The following is a 26,041-nucleotide window of genomic DNA, read 5'->3' as shown; positions in this document are numbered from 1 at the left end:
GGGAGCCCGGGCCGTCAGGCCGACTGGCGGCGTACCAGGCTGGGCTCGTAGATCACGGAGGACACCCGCATGGCCGGGTCGTCGATGCGGGCCATCAGGAGCCGGGCCGCCTCGGCTGCCATGTCCTCGAGCGGGTGGCGGACGGTGGTGAGGGCCGGGTTGGCGGCCGTGGCGGCGCTGCTGTCGTCGAAGCCGACCACCGCGACGTCCCCGGGCACCTCGCGGCCCGCGTCGCGCAGGGCGAGCAGGGCGCCGAGTGCCATCAGGTCGTTGGCGACGAAGACGCCGTCGATCTCGGGGTGGTCGGTGAGCAGGGTGCGCATCGCGCTCTCGCCGCTCTCCTGGGTGAAGTTGCCGGAGACCTGCGGGACCCAGGCGTGGCCGTGCCGGGCCATGGACCGGCGGAAGCCGGCGATGCGGTCGCTGCTCGCCGGCACGTCGGCCGGGCCCGCGATCATGCCGACGAGGCGGCAGCCGCGGCCGACCAGGTGGTCGGCGGCCAGCGCGGCGCCGGTGTCGTTGGCCAGGTCCACATAGTTGATCGGTACGGGGTCCGCCGGGCGGCCGATCATCACGGCGGGTACGCCGGCGTCGGTCAGCATCCGGGGGAGCGGGTCGTGGCCGGGCAGGGAGAGCACGACCACCCCGTCCGCCTGGCCGTGGCGCAGGTCGCCGACGAGGCGCGTGCGCTGTTCCTCGGTGCCGACGATCTGCAGGGCGAGCTGGATCCCGGCCGTGCGCAGCACGCTCATCAGGCCGCCGACGACGCGGCCGAAGTACGGGTCGGCGAAGAAGCGGCTCATGAACGGGTCGTCGTCGTGGCTCTCGGAGTCGGAGACGACCAGGGCGATCGTGCCCGTGCGCCGGGTCACCAGCGAGCGCGCGAGCCGGTTGGGCACGTAGCCGGTGCGTCCGACGGCGTCCCACACCAGCTCGTGCAGCTGGGGGTCGACGTTGCGGATCCCGTTGATGACCCGGGAGGCGGTCGCCCGGGAGACGCCGGCGACGCGGGCCACGTCCTCCAGCGTGGGCAGCCGTTCGCCGACGGGCACCCGCCCGCCCGTCGTGGTCATCGGGCGGCGTTCCGTGTTCGCATGACGCCTTTATAGCACGGCTGGAAAGCGCTCTCCGGTGCCTAAGATCCAATGCCCGAAAAGGGCCCAAGAGCAGTCCTGGTTCCGGAACAACGCCGGTGTATTGACGCCCGTGCAATCGTGGCGTAACACTTCGGAAAGCGCTCTCCATGCTCCGGCCGACCGATCCCCGCTGCTCACCGAGCTGTCCGGTGGCCGGAGCGCCCGTCCTCATCCCCTGGAGAACCCCATGAGAAAGCTCAGACGGCTCGTCGCCCCGCTCGGCGTCGCCGCGCTGGCCGGCTGCCTGGCCGCGGTCGGCATCAACCAGGCGCACGCCGCCGACACCCTGCTGTCCCAGGGCCGGCCGGCGCTGGCGTCCTCGCTGGAGAACGGCGAGTCACCCGCCGCCGCGGCGGTCGACGGCCGGTCCGACACCCGCTGGGGCAGCCAGTGGTCCGATCCCCAGTGGCTGCGCGTCGACCTCGGCGGCACCGCCACCGTCACGCAGGTCGTCCTGCAGTGGGAGACCGCGTACGCGAAGGCCTTCCAGATCCAGACCAGCCCCGACGGCAACGCCTGGACCAGCATCTACAGCACGACCACCGGCGCCGGCGGCACCCAGACGCTGAACGTCGGCGGCACCGGCCGCTACGTCCGCATGTACGGCACGCAGCGCGGCACCGGCTACGGCTACTCGCTCTTCGAGTTCAAGGTCTACGGATCTCTGACGAGCACGCCGCCCGCCGGGGACGGCTACGTCTTCGCGAACCCGCCGGTCACCGGCGTGGTGCCCTCGACCGCGGTCCCGCCGGCGACGAACCCGCCCACCACCCACCACGAGTTCCAGGCGAACTGCTCGGTGAGCCGCTCCAACCTGCCCGACGACCCGATCGTCTTCCCGAACCTGCCGGGTGCCTCGCACTCGCACACGTTCATGGGCAACACGACCACCAACGCCGCCACCACACTGGCCAGCCTCCAGGCCGGGCAGACCTCGTGCATCACGCCGGGGGACAAGACCGGGTACTGGATGCCGACGCTGCTCAACGGCGACACCCCGGTCCAGCCGGTCGGGCGGCAGGTCATCTACTACAAGAGCGGCGTGATCGACTACCGCAGCGTGCGCCCGTCCCCGCCGGGTCTCCGGTACGTCGTGGGCAGCCCCTCCGCCACGCTCGACGAGTTCCGTAACGCTCCGGGCGCCGTCGAAGGCTGGGAGTGCGGTGACAGCGTCCGCAACTGGGACTTCCCGGCGTCCTGCGTGGCGGGCAGCCAGCTCAACATCCGTTACCAGGCACCGAGCTGCTGGGACGGCATCCACCTCGACACGCCGGACCACAAGAGCCACATGGCGTACCCGGTGGTGGGGGTCTGCCCGGCGAGCCACCCCGTCGCCGTACCGATGATCGAGTTCAAGATGGCCTTCCCGGTGAGCGGGAACATGGCGAACGTGCGGCTGGCGAGCGGGCGGGGTTACTCGTTCCACTACGACTTCTACAACGCGTGGGACGCGCCGACCCTGCGGGCACTGGTCACGCACTGCATCAACGGCGGGCTCCAGTGCGACCCGCGCGGTTTCGACCAGTACAAGCCGGACCGCGGTGCCGCCCTGAACGAGAACTACGAACTTCCGTGACGCCGGTGTCCGGGCCTCGCACAAACGGGGCCCGGACCATTCCCGGTCAGCCGGATAACAGTAATTCTCAGGCGTATTTCTTCGCCTGGGTCAGCCAGTCCCGGCGATTGTCGATCACCCGCTCGGCGAGGGCCCGGGTCTGCGGCTCCACGCCGGACTTCCCTTCGCTCTCGGCCAGCTTCACACCCTGCTGGAGGTGCGCGGTGAGGTGTCGGACCACCAGCGTGTCGAACGCGGCGCCGCGGACCGCGGTCGCCTCGGCGACCTGCTCCGGGGTCACCATGCCGGGCATCGGCATGCCCTTGTGCGGGTTCTCGTCCGGCAGGCGGGCCCGGTCGTGCAGCGCGCGCAGGTCGACCAGCTCGCCCTGGTGGGCCTCGCTGAGCTGGGCGGACAGCTCCTTCAGGCCGGGGTCGGCGCCGTGGCTGGGCACGAGGGCGAGCAGCGGCAGCAGCTCCTCGTCCATCGCGATGGTGATCTCGATCCAGGCGAGGTCGGTGCCGCCGAACGTTCCCGGGCTGCCCGGGGCGGCAGCGGACGACGCCGCGACGGGCGCAGGTGGCGCGGCCGCCGGTGTGTTGTCGCAGGCACCGAGAGCGGCTACCGCGACGGCGGCAGCGAGCAATCGGCGGCGAAAGGGGGATTGTGCCGAGGGGGATTGATGCACACCGGGAGTGTCGGCTGATGCTTCCGCGCTGTCAATCCGTCGGGCCATTCCCGCCATTGATGTGAATCCCTCAGAAATCCAGGAGTCCCCGTGCATCATCCCCATATCGCCGGCCGGCGCGCACTGCGCCGGCTCGTACCCCTCGTCGTGCTCGCGGTCGTCGCCGCGTACCTGAGTTTCGTGCAGCTGACCGCGCATGCCGCCGACACGCTGCTGTCCCAGGGCAAGCCCGCGCTCGCCTCGTCGCAGGAGGGCAACGACGTCGTCGCCGCCAACGCCTTCGACGGCAACGCCGGCACGCGGTGGTCCAGCCAGTTCGCCGATCCTCAGTGGATCCGGGTGGACCTCGGCGCCACCGCCACGCTCACCCAGGTCGTGCTCCAGTGGGAGACCGCGTACGGGAAGGCGTACAAGATCCAGACCAGCGCGGACGGCACCGCCTGGACCGACGTCTACAGCACCACCACCGGTGCCGGAGGCACCGAGACGCTCACCGTGAGCGGCTCCGGGCGCTACGTCCGGCTGTACGGCACGACCCGCGGCACCGGCTACGGCTACTCACTGTGGGAGTTCAAGGTCTACGGCAGCTTCGGCACGACCCAGCCGGACGACACCTGGACCACCGTCTGGACGGACGACTTCTCCGGTACCGCCAACACCTCGCCCAGCTCCGCCAACTGGCTGCTGCGGACCGGAACGCAGTATCCCGGCGGCGCCGCCAACTGGGGGACCGGCGAGGTGGAGACCGCGACCGACTCCACCGCCAACGTCGCCCTCGACGGTAGCGGGAAGCTCGCGATCAAGGCCGTCCGCGACGCTGCCGGCAAGTGGACCTCCGGCCGCATCGAGACGCAGCGCACCGACTTCGAGCCGCGCCCCGGTGAGCTGCTCAAGTTCAGCGCCGTCCTCAAGCAACCTGATGTGGCCAACGGGCTCGGCTACTGGCCGGGGTTCCGTGCCACGGGCGCGGCCTACCGCGGGAACTACACCAACTGGCCCGGCGTCGGCGAGACCGACATCATGACCGACGTCAACGGCCGCAGCCAACTGTCGCAGACCCTGCACTGCGGCACCGCGCCCGACGGCCCCTGCGCCGAGTACAACGGCCGGGCGAGCGGGTTCGCGAGCTGCGCCGGCTGCCAGACCGGTTACCACGAGTACGCCCAGGTGATCGACCGGACGAAGACGGAAGAGGAGATCCGGTTCTACCTCGACGGGCGGCAGACCTGGGTCGTGCGCGAGTCGCAGGTCGGCGTCACCGCGTGGAACGCCGCAGTGCACCACGGTTTCTTCCTGCGCCTCGACCTCGCCGTCGGCGGGTCGCTGCCGAACGCGGTCGCGGGCTCCACCACGCCGACGCCGGAGACCACCTCGGGCGGCGTGCTGTCGGTCGACTCCGTCACGGTCGCGCGGGCCACCGGCACCACGGCCCCGGCGATGACCGATCCCGCCACCCCGGGCGGGGCGTCGACCGTGCGGGTCACCGGCTCGCAGGGCAACTGGCAGCTGAGCGTCAACGGGTCGCCGTACGAGATCAAGGGCCTGACCTACGGCCCGCCGCAGGCCGCGGCCGACGGCTACATGCGCGACCTCAGGAACATGGGCGTGAACACGATCCGGATCTGGGGCGTGGACGACGCCAACACGCCGACGCTGCTCGACCGGGCGGCGCAGCAGGGCATCAAGGTGATCGTCGGGCACTGGCTCAACCAGGGCGCCGACTACGTCAACGACACCACCTACAAGAACACCGTGAAGGCGGAGATCGTCGCCCGGGTCAACGCGCTCAAGAACCGCCAGGGCGTGCTGATGTGGGACGTCGGCAACGAGGTCATCCTCACCATGCAGGACCACGGCCTGTCCGCGGCCGAGGTCGAGGCCCGGCGCGTCGGCTACGCCAAGTTCGTCAACGAGGTGGCTCAGGCGATCCACGCGGCCGACCCGAACCATCCGGTCACGTCGACCGACGCGTACACCGGGGCGTGGCCCTACTACAAGCAGTACGCACCCGACCTGGACCTGCTCGCGGTCAACTCGTACGGGGCGATCGGCAACGTCAAGCAGGACTGGATCAACGGCGGGTACACGAAGCCGTACATCGTCACCGAGGGCGGGCCGGCCGGCGAGTGGGAGGTTCCCGCCGACGTCAACGGCGTGCCGACCGAGCCCACCGACCTGCAGAAGAGGGCCGGCTACACGAGCAGCTGGAACGCGATCAAGGCGCACCCCGGCGTGGCGCTGGGCGCGACCGAGTTCCACTACGGGCTCGAGAACGACTTCGGCGGCGTGTGGCTCAACACCTTCACCGGCGGCTGGCGGCGGCTCGGCTACCACGCGCTGAAGCAGGCGTACACCGGGCAGGCCTCCGCGAACACGCCGCCGGAGATCACGTCGATGTCGGTCAGCAACCAGACCGCGGTGCCCGCGGGCGGCACGTTCACCGTCACCACGGCCGCGACCGACCCGAACGGCGACCTGATCCGCTACAACCTCATGTACTCGGACAAGCACATCACCGGCAACACCGGCCTGACGAACGTGGTCTTCACCGACAACGGCAACGGCTCGTTCACCGCCCGCGCGCCCGAGCAGCTCGGCGTCTGGAAGGTTTACGTGTACGCCTTCGACGGCCACGGCAACGTCGGCATCGAACAGCGCTCGTTCAAGGTCGTGCCGCCGACCGTCCCGGGCACCAACCTGTCCCGTGGCAGGACGGTGACCGCCTCGTCGTACCAGCCGACCGGGACGAACGGGCCGCAGCTGCCCGCGTACGCGGTGGACGGCGACTACGGCACCCGGTGGGCCAGCGAGTGGGTCGACACCGCGTGGCTGCAGGTCGACCTCGGCTCGGTGCAGTCCTTCAACCACGTGCAGCTCGCGTGGGAGGCGGCGTACGCGAAGGCGTACACGATCCAGGTCTCGGACAACGGCACCAGCTGGACCACCCTCTACAGCACGAGCAGCGGCAACGGCGGCTTCGACAGCCTCAACCTCAGCGGCTCGGGCCGGTACGTCCGGGTCAGTGGCACGACCCGCGCCACCGGGTACGGCTACTCGCTGTGGGAGGTCGGCGTCTACCGCAGCTGAGCTGGGAAGGTCTAGCGTCTCGAGGTGGAGCAGACAACCCGTGAGGAGGGGCGATGGACAAGGTGGTCCACTTCGAGGTGCCGTTCGACGACGCCGAGCGCGCACACGGCTTCTACCGCGAGGCGTTCGGCTGGCAGCTGGCCACGATGCCCGGAATGGGCTACACGCTGGTGACCACCACGCCGACCGACGACACCGGCCGGCCCGGGGAGGTCGGCGGCATCAACGGCGGCATGCTGGCCCGGCAGGGACCGATCAGCGCGCCCGTGATCACCATCGGGGTCGAGGATCTCGACGACAGCCTGGCCCGCATCGAGAAGCTGGGTGGAAAGGTGGAGATCGGCCGGCAGCCGGTCGGGGACATGGGGTTCTCCGCGTACGTGCGCGACACGGAGGGCAACCTGATCGGCCTCTGGCAGAACGCGTGAAGATACTCGCGGACCATGTAGAGAACGGCGTCCGCGCTCCGACCAAGTGGCGGAACGGGCCCGCGGCGGGTCCGGCGACACCTTGGGAGAAGCGATGAAGTACATGCTGATGATGTTCGGTGACGGCGCCACCATGATGGAGCAGCACACCCCCGAGTGGGTCACCGAGATGATCGCTTTCATGCACGACTTCAACGGCGAGCTGGAGAAGACCGGCGAGTTCCTGCACGCGTACGGGCTGGCCGACCCGACCACGGCCAAGACGATCAGCCTGGCCGGTGGGCAGGTGGTGGTCACCGACGGGCCGTTCGCCGAGGCCAAGGAGTCGCTCGCCGGCTTCTGGATCTTCGACGTGGCGGACGAGAAGCGGGCGGTCGAGCTGGCCGGCCGGGTCGTGGTGTGGGCACAGCGGGTCGAGCTGCGCGAGGTCCCGGACGGGCCGCCCGAGCAGTGAGCCGCACCGCCCCGGAGCTCGAGGGCCTGCTGCGGGAGCTCGCGCCGCAGGTCCTCGGCATTCTCGTCCGCCGCCACGGCCAGTTCGACGCGGCCGAGGACGCCGTCCAGGAAGCGCTGCTCGCCGCCGCCCTGCAATGGCCGGGGGCCGGCATTCCCGACAACCCGCGGTCGTGGCTCGTCACGGTGGCCGGGCGGCGGCTCGTCGACGAGTTCCGCAGCGAGAGCGCGCGCCGGGCCCGCGAGGAGAACGTCGCCCTGCTGGAGGTCGCCGAGCCGGGCCCCGCACCGGCGGAGGACGACACCCTCACCCTGCTGTTCCTCTGCTGCCATCCGTCGTTGTCGCCGCCGTCGCAGCTCGCGCTGACCCTCCGGGCCGTCGGCGGCCTCGGCACCGCCGAGATCGCCCGGGCGTTCCTGGTGCCCGAGGCGACGATGGCGCAGCGGATCAGCCGGGCCAAGCAGAAGATCAAGAGTAGCGGCGCGGGGTTCGCGCCGCCTCCGGCCGGCCAGCGGGCCGAACGCCTGCGGGTCGTCCGGCAGGTGCTCTACCTCATCTTCAACGAGGGCTACACCACCAGCTCGGGCGCCGACCTGCAGCGCGCCGACCTGACCGCCGAGGCGATCCGGCTCACCCGGATGCTGCACCGGCTCTCCCCGGACGGCGAGACGGCGGGACTGCTGGCGCTCATGGTGCTGACCGACGCCCGGCGCCCCGCGCGGACCGATGCGCAGGGCGCGCTCGTGCCGCTCGACGAGCAGGACCGCAGCCTGTGGAACCCGGAGCTCATCGCCGAGGGGGTCGCGCTGGTGTCGGCGACGCTGGGGCGGGGGCCGCTGGGGCCGTACCAGCTGCAGGCCGCGATCGCCGCCCTGCACGACGAGGCACCCACCGCGGCGTCCACCGACTGGCCGCAGATCCTGGCCCTTTACGAGGTGCTGGAACGGGTGGCGCCCGGACCGGTCGTCACGCTCAACCGGGCGGTCGCCGTGGCACGGGCCCGCGGTCCGCTCGCCGGGCTGACCGTGCTGGCGGAGCTGGACGGCGACGAGCGGATGCGGGGCAACCACCGGCTCGAGGCGGTACGCGCGCACCTGCTGGAGCTGGTCGGCGACGCCGCGGGCGCGCGGGACGCGTACCGCAGGGCGGCCACGATGACGGCCAGCCTGCCCGAACAGCGGTACCTGACGTTGCGGGCGGCCGCGCTGGGCACCCGTACACGATCCGAACATTGAGCCGGGCGGACCGCGGGCAGAATGGGGCGGTGAGCGACGCACCCGCCAAGGGGCTCGTCCTCGTGGTCGAGGACGAGCGGCCCATCGCCGACCTCGTGCGGATGTATCTGGCGCGCGACGGCTTCGGCGTGCACGTCGAACACGACGGCGCGGCCGGTCTGGCGGCCGCGCGGCGCATGCGCCCGGTCGCCTGCGTGCTGGACATCGCGCTGCCCGGCATGGAGGGCACGGAGATCTGCCGCCGGCTGCGGCAGGACGGCGACTGGACCCCGGTCGTCTTCCTCACCGCCCGCGACGACGAGGTGGACCGGATCCTGGGACTGGAGCTCGGCGGCGACGACTACATGACCAAGCCGTTCAGCCCCCGGGAGCTGGTCGCGCGGGTGCGGGCGCTGCTGCGCCGGGTCGCCGGGCCGCCCGACGGCGACCGGGTGCGGACCCTCGGGCCGGTGTCGCTGGACCCGGGGCGCCGGCTGGTGACCGTGGACGGTGCCCCGCTGGCGCTCACCCCGACCGAGTTCGACCTGCTCGGGCACCTGCTGAACCGGCCCGGGCGGGTCTTCACCCGCGAGGAGCTGCTGGCCGGGGTCTGGGGGTACGCGTCGCATGCCGGCACCCGTACGGTCGACGTGCACGTCGCCCAGGTCCGCGCCAAGCTGGGCCCGGCCGCGGGCGTGATCCGCACCGTGCGCGGGGTCGGCTACACCGCCGATGCGTAGGTTCTTCGCCACCCTGGCCGGGCGGACCGTCCTCGTCACCGCCGCCACCGCCGTGGTCTCCGTGATCATCACGGCGCTGGTGGCCCTGCCCATCGCGGTCCGTACGGCCAACAAGGCCGCCCGCGCCGACCTGGTGGAGAAGTCCGCGCTCGCCGTCGAGCTACTCACCACCGAGCGTCCCGCGGCGCGAGCGCGCATCGTCGACCGCCTGCGGCAGGACGGCATCGAGGTCTATCTCATCCGGCGTGGTGCCGCCGATCGTCCCGGCCTGCCGGACCGGGTGGTCGCGCAGGTCGCGGCCGGTGCGGTGGTCGACACCCGGGGCCGGGTCGGCGGCCGGGCCGTGCTGATCGCCGGGCAGCCGCTGCGCGGTAACAACAGCGGGGTCGTCCTCACCCGCGACGCCGTCTCCGGGACCGCCGCCCGGGTGCTCGGCGGGGTGTGGGTGGCCCTGCTCGCCGGACTGCTGGGCGGTGTCGGCGCCGGCGCCCTGCTGGCTAATTTCACCGCCCGCCCGCTGCGGCAGGCGGCACTGGCGGCCGGGCGCCTCGCCGCCGGGGACCGGTCGGTGCGCCTCGCCGTCCGGCCGCCCGCGGAGAGCGCCGAGCTGGCCGCCGCGCTCAACCAGCTCGGCGCGGCGCTGCAGATCAGCGAGGGCCGGGAACGGGACTTCCTGCTGTCGGTCTCCCACGAGCTGCGCACCCCGCTGGCCACCATCCGGGGGTACGCCGAGGCGCTGGCCGACGGGGTGGTCGCCGACGACGGCGCGGCCAAGGCCGGCGCCACCATGCTCGCCGAGGCCGACCGGCTGGAGCGGCTGATCTCCGACCTGCTCGTGCTCTCCCGGCTGGAGGCGGCCGACCTGCCGGTGAGTGTCGTCCCCGTCGATCTCGTGGAGCTCGTCGCCGCCGCGGGGGAGGCGTGGACGCCACGCTGCGTTCCCGACGGTCCGCGACTCTCCGTGGAACTGCCGCCCTCCCCGGTGACGGTCGACACCGACCCGGGCCGCATCCGCCAGGTGGTGGACGGGCTCTGCGAGAACGCCCTGCGGGTGGTGCCCGCCGGTGCGCCGCTGGTCCTTGCGGTCCGGGCGGGGGAGCACGGCGGGGTGGTGGAGGTCCGCGACGGCGGGCCCGGCCTCACCGATGAGGACCTCGCGGTGGCCTTCCAGCGGGGTGCGCTGCAGCAGCGCTACCGGCACGTCCGCAAGACCGGGAGCGGGCTCGGCCTCGCCCTGGCCGCGCGGCTGGTCACCCGGCTCGGCGGCGGCATCGAGGCGGGCCACGCGCCGGAGGGCGGGGCGATGTTCACGGTGACGCTTCCTTACCGGACCCGAACATGACGCTGATCCGGCCCGAGCGCGAGCGCCGGAGGCTGACCGGCATGACACGAACCCGTATCGCGCTGACCCTGACCACGCTCGGCCTCGCCGGCCTGCTGGGGCTGACGGGCTGCGGCGCCCCCGCCACCGACGTCACCGATGAGGCCTACGCCCTCACCGCCGTCGAGGCCCCCGCCTCCGCCCCGCCGACGCAGGGGCAGCGTGGCCTTCGTAAGCACCTGCGCAAGAACACCCTGCACGGCGAGATCACAGTGCAGGGCAAGGACGGCGTGAAGACGATCGTCGTCCAGCGCGGCACGGTCACGGCGGTCGACTCGCAGTCGGTGAGCGTCAAGTCCACCGACGGCTTCGCCCAGACGTGGACCTTCGACGACAAGCTCCGCGTCCTGCAGGACCGCAAGACCGTCGAGCGCTCCGCCCTCAAGACCGGCGTGGAGGTGGGCGTCGCAGGAGGCAAGGAGGGCGACGGGCCGCTCGCCCGGCTGATCGTGCTGCGGCAGGGCTAGGGGTCTGTCCTGCCGGTCATGACGGCCTGCGACGGGCCCAGCTTCCGCCTCGCGGCGCGGTCCGAACGGCCGGATACAACCCCGGTATCCGACCGTCCGGCCCACTTGCGAGACGAAACCTGGACTCCGTCTCGGCGACGCCATGACCGGCAGGACAGACCCCACTGGGTTCAGGGCCCGCGCTCGTTGCCGTCGAGCGCGGGCCCTGCCCCGCCCCCTCAATGAAGCTCGCTACTGCAGGATCGCGCCCATCGGCGAGAGCAGAAGCCGGCCGAACGCCTCCGCGGTGTGGTCCAGCCGGGTCCGCTCCCGGGCCACGGCCTGCAGGTCATGGCGTACGGCCCAGAGCTTCTGCGCGTTGCGCCAGGCGACGTTGCGGGTGTACTCCACCAGCTCGCCCTGCCACCAGTCGTCGAGGTCGCCGTTCATCATGTCGATGAGCAGCTGCCACTTCTCGAGGTAGCCGCGCCGCAGCCCCGGGATCTGCTCGGCGAAGATGTCGTTGATCTGCAGGTAGTCGCGGTGCTGGTCGCTGTCGTCCACCGGGTCGCAGCCCTGGTGGTCGAACGTGGTGACCAGGGCGAACGGCAGGTCGTAGTTGATATGTGCGTTCACGCCGGCGGCCGCGGACGGCAGCGGGCGGGCGTCCGGGCCGGGGATCCGGTGGAACAGCACGCACCAGGCCTTCGGGCAGCCGGCGCTCATGTCCGACCACTGCCGCAGCGCGTCGAAGTAGCGGGCGGCGAACTCCACGTCGAGGCGGGCGAGGAACGCGGGATCGGCGAAACGTCCCGCGTACAGGCGCTCGAGCACGCTCGTCGTGATCGTCAGGTAGAGCCTGTTGAAGTCCGCCAGCGGGTTGCTCTGCAGCAGCGGCGGCACCCGCTCCAGCACGTCCTGGAGCTTGGTGAGCTGATCGACCACGGCCGGGACGTCGTCGGGGTGACCGGACAGCACGTCGGCCATCTCCCGTTGTGCCGGTCCCCACACGGACGACTCGGTGATCATCAGATCCTCCACTACAGCTTTGCGGCGGAGGCCCTTCAGCACCGCCCGGCGACGCCGGCCGCCGGGCGGTGCTCCCCCGAACGACAGTCAGCCTTTCACCGGAGGACTACGCAGGGATCGGTAGAACGACGTATTCCGCGTACGTAGATAACGAAACGATCACGCGGCGCGTAGGTATACCCGGCTCGCCTGCACGCGGGTGCGCACCTGGAGCTTGTCGAAGATGTGCCCGACGTGCACACCGACCGTGCGCTCGCTGATGAACAGCGCCTGTCCGATCTCGCGGTTGGTGAGTCCTTCGGCCACCGCGGCCAGCACCTCGCGCTCGCGGTCGGTGAGCATGTCGAGCGCGTCACCGCCCGGCTGCCGAGCCGCGGTCGTGGCGACGTCCTCGTCCCCGGTCAGCGCCACCCGCGCCCGCGTGGCCACCTGGGTGACCTCGGCGGCGAGCGGTGTGGCGCCCATCGCCCGGGCGGTCTCGTACGCCTCCCGCAGCGCGCTCGTCGCGGCGGCCCGCCGGGTGCGCCGGGCGAACGACGCCTCCGCCTGCCGCAGCCGCGAGTAGGCCGCCGGATAGGGCTGCTTGCGCCGGTCCCAGGCCTGCGCGGCACGGGCCCAGAGGTCGGGATCGTTGCGCTCCTCGATCCGGCTCAGCTCGGCGGCGCACAGGTCGAGGTAGCCGTCGACGACCGCGCGGACCGGCGAGGCGGCGTTGCCGGCTCCCCGCGCCACCCGCTCGACCACGGCCTGCAGGCGCCGGACCGCACCCCGGTCCACCGCCACCTCCCCGCCGGCCTGCGCCTCGGCCTCGGCCCGAAGGCCGTGCCAGGCCAGCACCCCGAGCAGCACCAGGTCGTCGGAGCGGGTCTCGGTGAGGCCGCGCTGCACGGCCGCCCGCGCCTCGTCGTGCCGGCCCTGCCACATGGCCCGCCCGGCGCGCAGGGTCAGCATCGGCAGCACGTGCCGGGCCCCGCCGCCGGCGAGGATCGTGGCGACCGCGTCCAGGTCCCGGTCGGCCGCCTCCAGCTCGCCGAAGCCGACCCAGAGCCGGCACCGGGAGAGCAGGATCTCGACCGCGTCCGCGCCGGACGGGCGGTGCCGCATGGCGTCGTCGAGGACCTGGGCGGCCTCGGTCCACTGGCCGACCCTGAAGAGCCCGTTCGCCGCGATCGCGAGCAGCCGGGTCTGGTACGTGCGGCCCTGCCCGATCGCGGCGAGCTTCTCCGCGCCCCGGCGCGCGACCAGCACGCCCTCCTCGATGTTGTTCAGCGGGTTGGTGAGCAGCTCGGCGAGGTGCAGGTAGGCGCAGCCGATGTCGTCCGGGTGCCCGGCGCGCTCGGCGATCTCCACCGCCTGCCGGATCACGGCCAGCCCGGCGTCCGGATCCTCCCGGAAGGCGAGGCTGAACCCGAGGGCGGCGCTGGCCCGGACCAGGTCGGCGGTCGAGCCGTCGGCGCGCTCGGCCAGCTCCAGGGCCTCCCGTGCACGGATGCCCGCGTCGGCGTAGCGGCCCAGGTGCACGAGCAGCTCGGCCAGGTTGGCCGCCGCGCTCGCCTTCTCCGCCGCGCTGCACTCCGGGGCGGCCAGGGCGCGCTCGTACTCCATCTCGGCGGTGGCGGTGCGGCCCGCGGCGGCCAGGTAGCGGGCCCGGCGCAGGTGCAGCTCGCAGAGGCCGGGCCCGTCCTCGCGGGCGGCGAGCTGCTCGAGGGTGCTCAGCGCCCGCTGGTGCTCGCCGCAGCGGTGCGCCGACTCGGCGGCGTGTCCCAGCAGCTCCGTGCGCTCCGCGCTGTCGTCGGAGGTCAGGGCGAGCGCCAGGGCCCAGTAGCGGTACGCCTCGGCATAGCCGTACAGCTGCTCGGCGGCGCGTGCGGCGGCGATCACCGACGGCAACGCGCGCGTCGGCTCGCCGGCCTGCTGCCAGTGGTGTGCCAGCCGGGCGTGGTCGGTGTCGCCCGGCGCGGCCTCGATGGCCTCCGCGTAGCGCCGGTGCCGGGCGGCGTGCTCGGCGGGCAGCACCTCGTGCTCGATCACCTCGGCGACCACCTGGTGGCGCAGCCGGTAGCCGTCGGGCGCGCTGGTCAGGAAGCGGTGCGCGACGGCGGCCCGGACCGCCTCGATGAGCTCGGCCTCCGGCAGCGGCAGCACCCGCGCCAGCAGGGCGTGCTCGACCGGCTCGACGCCGGCCGCGACCGCGTGCACCACGTCGTGCGCGTGCTGCGGCAGCTCGTCGACGCGTGACAGGAAGATCTCGCGCAGCGTGTCGGACAGCTCCACCCGCCCGTCGCGCAGGTCCCGGGCCAGCTCCTCGGCCACGAACGGGTTACCGCCGCTGCGCTTGAACACCCGGTCGGCGTCCTCCGCCGCGATGTCGCCGGCGATCGCCGCCACCAGCTCCGCGGTCGCGTCCTGGTCCAGCGGGGCCAGGTCGAGCACCCGTACGGACCGCAGCCGCCGCAGCTCGGCCAGCACCCGGCGCAGCGGGTGGGCGCCGTGCAGCGACTCGGAGCGCACCGCGGCCAGCACGGACAGGTTGATCTCGCCGAGGCCGGCGAGCAGGTAGAGCAGCATCTGGCGGGTGCTGCGGTCGGCCCACTGCAGGTCGTCCAGGACCAGCAGCAGCCGGCGGCCCCGGGCCAGCGAGCGCAGCTCCCCGGAGACCCGTTCGAGCAGTGCCCCCGCGCCGTCCTGGGCCGGGTCCCCCGGGCCGGGACCGGGGTGCGCGCCGGCCTGGCGAAGAGCCTGCAGCACCGGGTGCAGCGGGGAGGCGTCGCCGATGTCGAGGCAGGCGCCGAAGAGCACGGCGGCGCCGGCCGCCTGCATCGCGTCCGCGGTCTCCCGCAGCAGGCGGCTCTTGCCGACTCCGCTCTCGCCGGTCACGAACACCGCCGCGGTGCCGCCGGGGCCGGCGGCGAGCAGATCGGCCTGGATAGACGTCAAGATGTCGGTACGTCCGACAAGTGGCGCCTCATCCCCCTCGCTGGCCATGCGTGGCAGCCTAGTGGGCGGAACGCTATGCCGTTCTCGTCGGTTCGGACTGTTCTGCGTCACAAATAACCGACGACACGGCCAGTGTCATAGATACGTCATTCTGCGGATCCGCTGTCTTGTCCCCGGCTGGCACCGTACTCCTCGCCAATGCAGTGGGGGGAGCGTGGAGCATGAGCGGGGTGTCCGCCGGTGTCCGGTGCCGGCGACAGACAGTGACGGTGTTGTTCGTCGACATCGTCGGATTCACCAGCCTGGTCGACCAGCTGGACTGCGTCGACGTGTACGACCTGCAGGTCGACTACTTCCAAGCCGTCTCGGCGGTGGTCCACGCGGAGGGCGGGGTCGTCGAGAAGTTCATCGGTGACGCGGTCATGGCCGTCTTCGGTACGGGCGACACGCCGGGCGGGGCCGGCAGTGCCGCCGCCGCGGGTGTCCGGGCGGGGCTCGGTGTCCAGGAGGCGCTGCGGGGGCGTCTTCTGGCCGGGCGCTACCCGGTGCGGACCCGGGTGGGAATTGCCACCGGCGACGCGATCGTCGACCTCGAGGCGGCCCGGGACGGCGGGTACGGGATGGTGAGCGGGAGCGTCGTGGCGACGGCGTCGCGGCTGCAGGCGTACGCACCGCACGACACGGTGGTGGTGTGCGCGGCGACCCAGCTCGCCTCCGAGGACGCCGTCGCGTACCAGGAGCTGCCTCCGGTCTCGGTGGCCGGCAAGGCGGCGCCCGTCGAGCTGTGGCGTGCTCTGCCGTCGCAGACGGTCCCGTCGGCGGCCCGCGCCCTCCAGGCGTGCGGCTGACAAAAGCTTCAGCGCGGCCCGGTCACGCCGATAAAGGCGTCGTGGGTGCCTCGCCTTCCGTGCCGGCAGAGCCGGCCGCGGTGCAGTCCGAGCTCGGCGATGCCGCCGGGCTCGAAGTGCTGGGCGAGCTCGGCCGCGGCGCCCAGGCCGTCGTCTACCGCGTCCGCCGCGCCGGTACGCACTACGCCCTGAAGATGCTGCTCGACGAGCCGCACCCGGACGGGCTGCGCGAGTTCCGCCGTCAGGCCGCGCTGCTGGCCTCGGTCGACAGCTCCAGCGTGCCGCGGGTGCACAAGGCCGGCGAGTTCGGCGGCCGGCCCTACGTGGTCATGGACCTGGTGGAGGGCGAGTCGCTGGCACGGCGGCTGCTGCGCGGCCCGGTCCGGGAGCGGCATGCGATCGCGATCGGCGCCGACGTCGCCGCCGCCCTGCGCGCCGCCCACGAGCACAACCTCGTGCACCGCGACGTCAAGCCCGAGAACGTCATGATCACCGGCGACGGTGCCGCCCGCCTGGTGGACTTCGGGCTGGCCGCGGCCGCGACCGGCGCCGGGCTGGGCCCGGACGACCCCATCGCCGGGACGCTGACGTACAGCGCGCCCGAGCAGACCGGCATGCTCAACCGGCCCGTCGACAACCGCTCCGACCTGTACGCCCTCGGCGCGGTGCTCTTCGAGTGCGTCACCGGTGCGCCGCCGTTCGCCGCCGACGACGTCGGGGAGCTGCTGCACCTGCATGCGACGGCGCCCGTACCCGATCCTCGGGCCCTGGCTCCGGGCCTCGGGCCCACCCTGGCGGCGGTCATCCTGCGGCTGCTGGCCAAGGATCCCGACGACCGCTACCAGAGCGCCGCGGGACTGCTCGCCGATCTGCGCCGCCTGGGCACCGACCCGGCCGAGGTCTTCGCGCTGGGGGAGTTCGACGGGCCCGCCGCGCCGTTCGAGGCGCCCCTCACCGGTCGTGACGCCGAACTCGCCACGCTGCGTGAGCACTGGGCGGAGGCGACGACCGGCCGGGGTGGCGTCGTGCTGCTGCACGGGCCCACCGGATCGGGCAAGACCCGGCTCGCGAGTGAGCTCTGCGCGCTGGCGGAGTCCGGTGGCGTGGTGCTGCGCGGCGCCGCCTCCTCCAGCGACCGCCGGCCGATGGCGCCGGTGCGGGCGGCCGTCGACGCGTACGTGAAGGGCCTGCTGAAGGGTCCGGGCGGGCGCACCGCCGCCGCCGCGACCCTGCGCGCCGCGGCGGGGCAGAGCGCCGGCCTGGTCACCAGCCTGTCGCCCGCCCTCGCGGACGTCCTCGGCGTGCCCGAGGTGGCGGGCGAGATCGGCCTCGAGCGGCACGCCGCGGCCGTCGCGGACCTGCTGACCGGCCTGAGCCGCGCCGCCGGCCCGGTGCTGCTGCACCTCGACGACGCCCAGTGGTTCGACGACGGCACCCTGCGCGTTCTCGAGCAGCTCGCGGCCGGGGTGTCGGGCGTGAGGATGCTGGTCGTCACGACCGGGCGGGAGCCGTCGCTGCCCGTACGCGTGAATGCCGGACGCGTGACGGACCTCGCCGTGCCGCCGCTGAGCACCGACGAGGTCGGCGCGCTGATCTCGGCGCTCTCCGGCGGCATGCAGGTGCCCGAGAGCAGCGCCAGCTCCATCACCATGCTCACCGGCGGCAACCCCTTCGTGACGCTCGCGTACGCCCGGGCCGTGATGGACGCCGGTCTGCTCACGCCCGACTGGGGCACCTGGCAGGTCGACTCGGAGGGCGTCCGGGACCTGGCGCTGCCGTCGGACTCCGCGCAGCTGGTCCTGCGCCGCATGGGTGCCCTCGACGCGCAGAGCCGCCACCTGCTGAGCGTGGCGGCCGCCGTGGGTACCACCTTCACCCCGTCCATCGTCGCCGAGGCCGCCGGGGTGGACCGCCACCAGGTGCTCGACGTGCTCTTCGACGCCGGCCGCCAGGGACTCATCGCGCAGGGCGACGGGCCGTACCGTTTCCTGCACGACAGCATCCGGGTGGCGCTGCTCGCCGAGCTGGACGAGGACGAGGTCCGCGACCTGCACCAGCGCATCGCCGACGCCCTCGAGCGCCGGCCCGACCCGGACGTGTACGAGCTCGCGCGGCATTGCGCCCTGGGCCACCCGGGCCACCGGTCCGCCCGCCTGCTGCACGTCTGCACCACCGCGGGCGCCCGGGCGCTTGCCGAACACGCCCCCGACACCGCCCTGACCTACCTGGAGTCGGCGCGCGACGCCGGCCTTCCCCTCGACAGCGCGTTCAAGCAGCTGCTGGGGACCGCCTACCACCAGAACGGCCGCTTCGACGAGGCCATCGCCACGCTCGAGGAGGCGCTGGCCCAGACCACCGACCGCATCGAGCGGGCCCGCATCCACCTGATGCTGGCGCGCGTCCACGAGAGCCGGTGGAGCGGGGCGGCGCAGCTGCGGGCGGTCGACGCGGGCCTCGCCGAGCTGGGCCGGTCGTTGCCGGCCAACCCGATCCTGCGGGTGCTCTCCGGGCTGTGGTTGTTCGTGCTGGGCTGCCTCACCGGCATTACCCGGCTGGGTTACGGCACCGCCAAGGGCGAGCGGCGCGACGTGCTGCGGCTCGTGGCGACGCTGCACCACTACGGCGCCTCCGGCAGCATCCGGACGCTGCGGCCGGTCCACTCGCTCTACCACGCCCTGCGGATGGTCTATCCGATCAACCGGCTGGGCCGTTCCCCCGAACGCGCTCGTGACCTGGTCGCGCTGACGATGGTGCTGCGGATGGCGGGCCTGCAGCGGCTCTCCGACCGGATCACCACGACCTCGTCGCGGGTCGCGGCCGAGCTGGGTGACCCTACGCTGGTCGCCCGCATCGACTGGATGACCGCCATTGCCGTGCACGGCAGCGGCGCCGACTCCGGCGAGCGGGTGCGGCGGGTGCTCATGGAGCGCGACCGTTTCCTCGACGCCGGGCTGGTCCTCGACTGCTACGCCGTCCTGGGCTGGGACTGGCTGCTGCGTGGCGACATCACCGAGGCCGAGGCCGCCTGTGCCGGCCGTCAGCGGTGGCTCGACGCGGGCGGGCACGGCGACCGCAGCGCCGTGGTGGCGGTCGACGCCGGCCTGCTGGCCATGCGCGGCCGGGCCGGTGAGGCGATCGCGGCGCTCGGGCGGGCCGGCGACACCAAGGAGATCCACGAGGTCGTCGACATGATCGTCGCCCGGATGCTCTCCGCCATCGAGCGCGACGACCTCGGCAGCGCCTTCGACGACGCCGTCGCGGAGTTCGAGGGGCTGGGGCTGCGCCCGCTCGACGTGCTGCCGGCCCAGCACTCGTACTTCGTCTACCGGGCGTGGGGCCGGCTCGAGCAGGCGCGCCGTGCCGGGCCCGCGGAGCTGCAGCGGGCGCTCGCCGCTGCCGAGTCGGCCGTCGCCGCGCTGGGTCAGGTCACCAAGCGGCCGCTGGTCGCCGCGCACCACCGCGTGGCGAAGGCCGCGCTCGCTCTCCTGCGCCCCGGCCAGACCCAGCTGGCGCTCGACATCCTCGCCAAGGCCGAGAAGCTGCTGCGGACGGTCGACGCGCCGCTCACGGCGTTCGAGGCCGCTCTGGTACGCGCCCGCGCGCTCACCGTCCTCGGCGTCTCGGGCGAGGCGGACCGCCAGGCGCGTCTGGCCGCCGGCATCGCTGAGGACCACGGCTGGCCGCACCGGGCCCGCCGGGTCGCCGCGGAGTTCCGGCTCGACGCCGGGCGGCGCAACCGCGTGCCGGTCGTCGCCGCCCGTGGTCGCGCCGGGCAGCGCTGGGCCGCGCTCGAGCAGCTCAGCAACGCCGCATCGCGGGTCATCGACCCCGACCGGCTCACCCGGGTCGCCCTGGACGAGACCGTACGGCTGCTCGGCGCCGAACGCGCGCTGCTGTTCCTCATGGACGCCGACACCGGGGTGCTGGCACCGTACGTGGGCCGCGACGCGAGCGGGCACGACCTCGCCGAGCTGACCGGATACAGCACCACGGTGGTGGACCGGGTGCGGCACAGCCGCGAACCGCTCGTCGTCACCGGCACCGAGGAGGGCGCCGCGCTGGGCGCCAGCAGCGTCGTCCAGTACGGCCTGCGCAGCATCCTCGTCGCCCCGCTGGAGCTCGACGACCGCCTCCTCGGCGTGGTCTACCTGGACAGCCGGGTCGCCAAGGGAGTCTTCACCGTCGACGACGCCGACGTGCTGACCGCCGTCACCCACCACATCGCGGTCGGGCTGGAGACCGCGCGGGCCGCCCAGCTCGAGGTCGCCGTGGCCGCCGCCAACCGCCAGCGCGACCTCGCCGAGACGCTGCGCCGGGCGATGGCGCGGCTCAGCGGCACCCTCGACCCCGAGGTCGTGCTGCGCCGGCTGCTGCTCACCGCGCGGCAGACGCCCGGCGCCGAACGCGGCTGGCTGCTGCTGGGCACGTCGGCGTCGGAGGAGATCAACGTGCTGGACGGCATGGCCGGCTGGTTCAAGCTGCGCCTGGCCGACCACCCGGACCTGCGGGCACTGCTCGACAACCGGCAGGCGGACCTGATCACGGGTAAGCCGGCCTGGGCGTCCTCGCTGGGCGACTATGCCGGGAGCAGCTGGCTGACCGTCACCCTCGACGACCGCGAGGGCGCGGTCGGCGTGCTGGTGCTCGCGTCCGGGCGGGCTCAGGCGTACGCGGCCACCGACCTCGGTGTGGCGGCGGCGCTGGTCGGACAGGGCATGGTCGCGTACGACAACGCGCGGCTGTTCAGCCGGATCAACGAGCTCGCCACGACCGACAGTCTCACCGGGGTGGCGAACCGGCGGCGGTTCTTCGAGCTCGCCGAGCAGTCCGTGGCCTCGGCGCGGGCGGCCGGCACCCCGCTCACCGCCCTCATGATCGACATCGACCACTTCAAACGGATCAACGACACGTACGGCCACCAGACCGGTGACGACGTCATCCGCGCCGTCGTGGAGCGGCTGCTGGCCTGCCTTCCGCCGGACGGCCTGGTCTCGCGCTACGGCGGTGAGGAGTTCGCCGTCCTGCTGCCCGGAGTGCGCGAGGACGGCCCGGCGCTCGCCGAGAAGCTGCGCGCGGCGGTCGACGGCACGCCGGTGGACACGCGTACGGGGCCGATCCCGGTCACCGTCAGCGTCGGCCTGTCGAGGCTGCGGTCCTCGGACGCCACCCCGGACGTCCTGCTCGGGCGCGCCGACGCCGGTCTGTACGCGGCCAAGCAGGCCGGCCGGAACCGTGTCATGGCTCACGACGAGTAACATTCGTCCCTTTGATGCCCGTCTTCGCCGGGGCGTGCCCGGTCGGCCTCACGGAACTCGTCGTACCTCCCCGGTAGGCTCGCCGCGTCGTTGACCGCGCCACTGCCTCAAGGAGTAGGACCTCGTGACTGCGCAACAGGAGATCCTGTACGGGGCCGATGACCTCACGCACCTCGAGGGCCTCGACGCGGTGCGCAAGCGGCCCGGCATGTACATCGGCTCGACCGACAGCCGCGGCGTCAACCACCTCGCCAACGAGATCATCGACAACGCGACCGACGAGGGTGTGGCCGGCCACGCCGAGCACGTCACCGTGATCCTGCACGCCGACGGCTCGGTCCAGGTCGACGACGACGGGCGCGGCATCCCCACCGACATCAACGCCAAGTCCGGCCTCAACGGCGTCGAGCTCGTGCTCACCCGGCTGCACGCCGGCGGCAAGTTCGGCGGCTCCGGCTACAAGACCTCCGGCGGCCTGCACGGCGTCGGCGCGTCGGCGGTCAACGCCCTGTCGCTGCGGTTCGACGTCACCGTCAAGCGCGACGGCAAGGTGCACGAGCTCTCGTTCCAGCGCGGCGTCCCCGGCGTCTTCTCCGGCGACGGCCCGGCGGCGAAGTTCCACCCCGAGTCCGGGCTGCGCGTCGTGCGCAAGATGAAGCGCGGCGAGCGGTCCGGCACGTCCATCCGCTACTGGTACGACGCCCGCTACTTCGAGACCGGCGCGCGGCTCGACGTCGCCACCGTGCGGGCCAAGCTGCGCAACACCGCGTTCCTCGTTCCCGGGGTGGCGTACGCGCTGCACGACTTCACCGGCGAGGCACCGGCCGAGGAGACCTTCCACTACCCGAACGGGCTCGGGGACATGGTCGAGTTCCTCACCCCCGCGGGTGACAAGCCGGTCTCCGGCATCCTCATGGTCACCGGCGAGGGGACCTACAAGGAGAACGCCGCCGACGCCAACGGTGTGATGCAGTCCAACGTCGAGCGCCGCGCCCAGGTCGAGGTGGCGTTCCGCTGGGGCACGGGCTACGAGCGTACGGTCGAATGCTTCACCAACACGATCCGCAACATGCACGGCGGCACCCATCGCAAGGGCTTCGAGCGCGCCCTGGTGCGCGCCCTGAGCGAGGCCGTGCGCAACGCCCGCGGCCTGCTCAAGCCCAAGGAGGACGCCCCGGTCCTGGACGACTACCTGGAGGGCCTCACCGCGGTCATCCACGTCCGGGTGCCGGAGCCGCAGTTCACCTCGCAGACCAAGGACGAGCTCTCCACGGCCGGCATCACCCGGGTGCTGCAGGGCCTGGTCGAGCAGCACCTCAAGCAGTGGATCGACGACCGGCGCACCAAGAGCGAGGCCCGCACGGTCCTGCAGAAGGTGGTCGACGCCGCGCGGGTGCGCCTCACCCAGAAGCAGCAGAAGGACGCGGCGCGGCGCAAGACCGCCCTCGAGGGCGCCTCGATGCCGCCGAAGCTGGTCGACTGCCGGTCCACCGGCATCAGCCGCAGCGAGCTGTACATCGTCGAGGGTGACAGCGCGCTCGGCACCGCCCGGATGGCCCGCAGCTCGGAGTACCAGGCGCTGCTGCCCATCCGCGGCAAGATCCTCAACGTGCAGAAGGCCAGCCTGCAGCAGGTCCTCGACAACGCGGAGTGCTCGGCCATCGTGCAGGTGCTCGGGGCCGGCTCCGGGCGTACGTTCGAGCTGAGCGCGATGCGCTACGGGCGAGTCATGATCATGGCGGACGCGGACGTCGACGGCTCGCACATCCGCACGCTGCTCATCACGCTCTTCGCCAAGTACATGCGGCCGGTGATCGAGGCGGGCCGGCTCTTCGCCGCCATGCCGCCGCTGCACAAGGTGAGCACCAAGGGCCGCAATGCCGAGATCCTGTACACGTACACCCAGCAGGAGATGGAGACGACCGTCGCCAAGCTGGAGCGGTCCGGCAAGACCGTGTCCAAGCCGGTGCCCCGGTTCAAGGGTCTCGGCGAGATGGACGCCGACGAGCTGTGGGACACCACGATGAACCCCGCAACCCGCACGGTCCGGCGGATCACGCTCGAGGACGTCGAGCGGGCCGAGGCCACGCTGGAGCTGCTCATGGGGGAGCGGGTCGAGCCGCGCAAGAACTGGCTGATCGAGGCCGCCGGCCGGATCGACCAGGAAACGATCGACGCCTGAGGGACGGGTCAACAGACATGGCACGCCGCAAGAACGAGCAGACCCGGGTGGACCTGTCGGCCTTCGACCAGGCCGGTGCCCGGGTCATCGACAACCCGATCACCACCGAGGTCGAGGACTCCTACCTCGAGTACGCCTACTCGGTCATCCACTCCCGCGCGCTCCCCGACGCCCGCGACGGGCTCAAGCCGGTGCACCGCCGGATCCTGTGGTCGATGCAGGAGCAGGGCTACCGCCCCGACCGGGCATACGTGAAGTCCGCCCGCGTCGTCGGTGACGTGATGGGTAAGTACCACCCGCACGGCAACCTGGCGATCTATGACGCGATGGTCCGCCTCGCCCAGGACTTCTCGCTCAACGTCCCGCTGATCGACGGCCACGGCAACTTCGGCTCGCCCGACGACGGCCCGGCCGCCGAGCGGTACACCGAGTCCCGGATGTCGCGCGAGGCGATGCTGCTCGTCGGCGAGCTCGGCGAGGGCACCGTCGACTTCAAGCCGAACTACGACGGCTCCGAGCAGGAGCCGACCGTCCTGCCCGCGGCATTCCCCAACCTGCTGGTGAACGGCACCTCGGGCATCGCTGTCGGCATGGCCACCAACATGATCCCGCACAACCTCGGCGAGGTCGTCGCGGCGGCGCGGTACCTGATCACCGATCCGGACGCGGACCTCGACGCCATCATGCGCTTCGTGCCCGGCCCCGACCTGCCCACCGGCGGCCAGCTGCTCGGGCTGGACGAGGTGCGCCGGGCGTACGAGACGGGCCGCGGCGTCGTCCGCATGCGCGCCCGCGCCCAGACCGGCCCGCTCGAGGGCGGCCGCGGCCGGCAGGCCATCACGGTCGTCGAGCTGCCGTACGGCGTCGGCACCGAAAAAATCATCGAGGCGATCACCGACGAGGTGAAGGGCAAGCTCATCACCTCGGGCCCGCGCAAGGGTCAGCGGCAGGCCGCCCGCCTGCAGGGCATCGCCGACGTCAAGGACCTCACCGACCGGGAGCACGGCACCCGCCTGGTCATCGAGTGCAAGGTCGGCGTCAACCCGCAGGCCCTGCTCGCCGACCTCTACCGGCTCACGCCGCTGGAGACCTCGTTCGGCATCAACAACCTGGTCCTCGTCGACGGTCAGCCCCGCACCCTCGGGCTCAAGCAGCTCCTCGAGGTGTTCCTGGCACACCGCTACGAGGTCGTCACCCGGCGGACCACGCACCGGCGCACCAAGCGGCAGGACCGGCTGCACCTCGTCGACGGCCTGCTCATCGCGCTCATCGACATCGACCGGGTCGTCGCGATCATCCGCGGCAGCGACGACGCCGCGGCCGCGAAGGCCGCCCTGATGAGCGAGTTCGGGCTCACCGAGATCCAGGCCAACTACATCCTGGACACCCCGCTGCGCCGGCTCACCCGCTTCGACCGCATCGAGCTGGAGACCGAGCAGCAGCGGCTCAACGAGGAGATCGCCGAGCTGTCGCGCATCCTCGACAACGAGGACGTGCTCCGCCAGGTCGTCTCCGACGAGCTCGCCGAGGTCGCGGCCGAGTTCGCCACCCCCCGGCGCACCACGCTCATCGACGGCGACCTCAAGGAGGTCCTGGCCGCGTCCGCCCCGGCCGGCCCTCTCGAGGTGGCCGACGACCCCTGCCAGGTCATCCTCTCCGCCACCGGGCTCATCGCCCGCACCGCCGCGGAGAGCGAAGAGGCGACCGAGGCCCGGCGCCGCAGCGGCCGCGTCAAACACGACACCGTCCGCTCGGTGGTCCACTCCACCGCCCGCGGCCGCGTCCTGCTCATCACCAGTGCCGGCCGCGCCTTCAAGACCGACGTGCTGCCCCTGCCCGTCCTGCCGGAGCAGTCGGGCACGGTCTCCCTCCGCGGCGGCATGTCGGCCTCCGAGCTGATCCCGCTCGAGAAGGGCGAACGCGTGGTCGGCCTCGCCCCGCTCAACGCCGACGGCTCCCCGGGACTCGCCCTCGGCACCCGCCACGGCGTGGTGAAGGTCTGCGCCCCGGAATGGCCGGTGCGCTCCGACGAGTTCGAGGTCATCACGCTCAAGGACGGCGACGAGGTGATCCAGGCGACCTGGCTGACCGACGGGGCCGAGTCCCTCGTCTTCGTCACCTCCGACGCGTCCCTGCTGCGGTTCCCGGCGAAACTCGTACGGCCTCAGGGGCTCAAGGGCGGCGGCATGGCCGGCATCAACCTGGCGGCCGACGCGGAGGTGCTGTCCTTCAACGCGGTCGACACCAAGGACGAGCAACACGGGGAGCCGATGGTCGTCACGTCCACCGGGACCCAGGTCAAGGTGACGCCGTTCGCGGCGTACCCCGCCAAGGGGCGGGCCACCGGTGGGGTCCGGGTGCAGCGGTTCCTCAAGGGAGAGTCCCGCCTGGCCACCGCCTGGGTCGGGCCTCGTCCGGTCGGGGCGAGCAATACCGGTGACCCGGTCGATCTTCCGGAGCCTGATGGGCGGCGGGATGGGTCGGGCGAGGCTGTGCTGATGGGTCCGCAGATCGTTGGGCATCTGATCGAGCGGGGCTGATCCTTCGCTCGCGAGCTTTCCGTAGTCGGGGTTGGTTGCGGTGGACGGGTGGGGGCCGGGGTGACCAAGACGGCTGGTGGGGCGGAGGTGGGCGGTAGGTCGAGACGCGGGAGCGACAAGT

Annotated in this window: 16 protein-coding genes; 12 read left to right on the top strand and 4 right to left on the bottom strand. The window is 72.5% G+C overall.

The window, feature by feature from the left end; translation table 11 throughout:
- Positions 1-14: 14 nt before the first annotated feature.
- Entirely contained in the window at positions 15-1,073 is a 1,059-nt protein-coding gene (locus AB0J80_RS04255; RefSeq protein ID WP_364700232.1) for a LacI family DNA-binding transcriptional regulator, read from the bottom strand.
- A gap of 250 nt (positions 1,074-1,323) precedes the next feature.
- Here AB0J80_RS04255 and AB0J80_RS04250 point away from each other — a divergent pair, with 250 nt between their 5' ends.
- The gene (locus AB0J80_RS04250) at positions 1,324-2,712 is read left to right on the top strand and encodes a DUF1996 domain-containing protein (RefSeq protein WP_364700230.1); all 1,389 of its coding nucleotides are present in this window, start codon (positions 1,324-1,326) and stop codon (positions 2,710-2,712) included.
- Positions 2,713-2,779: 67 nt separating this feature from the next.
- Here AB0J80_RS04250 and AB0J80_RS04245 read toward each other — a convergent pair whose 3' ends face one another.
- The gene (locus AB0J80_RS04245; protein WP_364700228.1) at positions 2,780-3,337 is read right to left on the bottom strand and encodes a DUF305 domain-containing protein; all 558 of its coding nucleotides are present in this window, start codon (positions 3,335-3,337) and stop codon (positions 2,780-2,782) included.
- Between the two features lie 132 nt (positions 3,338-3,469).
- Here AB0J80_RS04245 and AB0J80_RS04240 point away from each other — a divergent pair, with 132 nt between their 5' ends.
- The 7 genes from AB0J80_RS04240 to AB0J80_RS04210 all read left to right on the top strand — a co-directional run bounded on the left by AB0J80_RS04240 (position 3,470) and on the right by AB0J80_RS04210 (position 11,150).
- Positions 3,470-6,466 (top strand): discoidin domain-containing protein, encoded by a 2,997-nt coding sequence (locus tag AB0J80_RS04240; RefSeq protein ID WP_364700226.1) that lies wholly within the window; start codon positions 3,470-3,472, stop codon positions 6,464-6,466.
- 53 nt (positions 6,467-6,519) lie between these two features.
- The gene (locus AB0J80_RS04235) at positions 6,520-6,894 is read left to right on the top strand and encodes a VOC family protein (RefSeq protein WP_364700224.1); all 375 of its coding nucleotides are present in this window, start codon (positions 6,520-6,522) and stop codon (positions 6,892-6,894) included.
- A 94-nt stretch (positions 6,895-6,988) separates the two neighbouring features.
- The gene (locus AB0J80_RS04230) at positions 6,989-7,348 is read left to right on the top strand and encodes a YciI family protein (protein ID WP_364700222.1); all 360 of its coding nucleotides are present in this window, start codon (positions 6,989-6,991) and stop codon (positions 7,346-7,348) included.
- Positions 7,345-8,583: a sigma-70 family RNA polymerase sigma factor gene (locus tag AB0J80_RS04225; protein ID WP_364700221.1), complete on the top strand. Its 1,239-nt coding sequence runs from the start codon at positions 7,345-7,347 to the stop codon at positions 8,581-8,583. Before AB0J80_RS04230 ends, AB0J80_RS04225 begins: the two co-directional genes overlap by 4 nt.
- A 29-nt stretch (positions 8,584-8,612) precedes the next feature.
- On the top strand, positions 8,613-9,302 hold the full coding sequence (locus AB0J80_RS04220; protein WP_364700219.1) for a response regulator transcription factor: 690 nt from the start codon (positions 8,613-8,615) through the stop codon (positions 9,300-9,302).
- Positions 9,295-10,644, top strand: a complete 1,350-nt coding sequence (locus AB0J80_RS04215) for a HAMP domain-containing sensor histidine kinase (protein ID WP_364700217.1) — start codon at positions 9,295-9,297, stop codon at positions 10,642-10,644. Before AB0J80_RS04220 ends, AB0J80_RS04215 begins: the two co-directional genes overlap by 8 nt.
- Positions 10,645-10,685: 41 nt before the next feature.
- On the top strand, positions 10,686-11,150 hold the full coding sequence (locus AB0J80_RS04210) for a hypothetical protein (RefSeq protein WP_364700215.1): 465 nt from the start codon (positions 10,686-10,688) through the stop codon (positions 11,148-11,150).
- Between the two features lie 231 nt (positions 11,151-11,381).
- Here AB0J80_RS04210 and AB0J80_RS04205 read toward each other — a convergent pair whose 3' ends face one another.
- Both AB0J80_RS04205 and AB0J80_RS04200 read right to left on the bottom strand, forming a co-directional pair.
- Positions 11,382-12,158: a DUF5995 family protein gene (locus tag AB0J80_RS04205; RefSeq protein WP_364700213.1), complete on the bottom strand. Its 777-nt coding sequence runs from the start codon at positions 12,156-12,158 to the stop codon at positions 11,382-11,384.
- Positions 12,159-12,317: 159 nt separating this feature from the next.
- Positions 12,318-15,143 carry an AAA family ATPase gene (locus AB0J80_RS04200; protein ID WP_364700211.1) on the bottom strand — a complete coding sequence of 942 codons (2,826 nt, stop codon included), beginning with the start codon at positions 15,141-15,143 and terminating at the stop codon, positions 12,318-12,320.
- A 173-nt stretch (positions 15,144-15,316) separates the two neighbouring features.
- Here AB0J80_RS04200 and AB0J80_RS04195 point away from each other — a divergent pair, with 173 nt between their 5' ends.
- The 4 genes from AB0J80_RS04195 (at position 15,317) to AB0J80_RS04180 (ending at position 25,920) form a co-directional block, all read left to right on the top strand.
- Positions 15,317-15,943 carry an adenylate/guanylate cyclase domain-containing protein gene (locus AB0J80_RS04195; RefSeq protein ID WP_364700209.1) on the top strand — a complete coding sequence of 209 codons (627 nt, stop codon included), beginning with the start codon at positions 15,317-15,319 and terminating at the stop codon, positions 15,941-15,943.
- Positions 15,944-16,002: 59 nt separating this feature from the next.
- Complete coding sequence (locus tag AB0J80_RS04190) at positions 16,003-21,198, top strand: diguanylate cyclase (protein WP_364700207.1); 5,196 nt, start codon at positions 16,003-16,005, stop codon at positions 21,196-21,198.
- 124 nt (positions 21,199-21,322) lie between these two features.
- Complete coding sequence (locus AB0J80_RS04185; RefSeq protein WP_364700205.1) at positions 21,323-23,380, top strand: DNA topoisomerase IV subunit B; 2,058 nt, start codon at positions 21,323-21,325, stop codon at positions 23,378-23,380.
- A 17-nt stretch (positions 23,381-23,397) separates the two neighbouring features.
- On the top strand, positions 23,398-25,920 hold the full coding sequence (locus tag AB0J80_RS04180; RefSeq protein WP_364700203.1) for a DNA topoisomerase IV subunit A: 2,523 nt from the start codon (positions 23,398-23,400) through the stop codon (positions 25,918-25,920).
- Positions 25,921-26,041: the final 121 nt, after the last annotated feature.

The organism is Actinoplanes sp. NPDC049548 (assembly GCF_040676695.1).
GTDB lineage: Bacteria > Actinomycetota > Actinomycetes > Mycobacteriales > Micromonosporaceae > Actinoplanes.
Note: the sequence above shows the minus strand (reverse complement) of the source record. Positions and strands in the feature narration are given on the sequence as shown.